This window comes from Klebsiella sp. HMSC09D12, assembly GCF_001808475.1.
In the GTDB taxonomy this organism is placed as follows: Bacteria; Pseudomonadota; Gammaproteobacteria; order Enterobacterales; family Enterobacteriaceae; genus Klebsiella; species Klebsiella oxytoca.
Genome location: NZ_KV793406.1, coordinates 1,131 through 1,333 on the forward strand (window position 1 = coordinate 1,131; position 203 = coordinate 1,333).

Below are 203 nucleotides of genomic sequence, written 5' to 3' on the forward strand. Positions count from 1 at the left end.
ATTCCGAGGTTCGAATCCTCGTACCCCAGCCAATTTCAAAAGACGCTCGCTTCAGAGGAGCGCTTGTTGAAGTCTCTCCAGGCTGTGATTAAGTCTGACTTCAGCACAAGATAGCCAAAATAAAATTGGGGTATCGCCAAGCGGTAAGGCACCGGATTCTGATTCCGGCATTCCGAGGTTCGAATCCTCGTACCCCAGCCAAT

Annotated in this window: 1 tRNA gene; it reads left to right on the plus strand. The window is 50.2% G+C overall.

Going from position 1 to position 203, the window contains the following annotated elements:
* Positions 1-126 precede the first annotated feature (126 nt).
* A tRNA-Gln gene (locus HMPREF3178_RS03840) sits at positions 127-201 on the plus strand.
* Positions 202-203 lie beyond the last annotated feature (2 nt).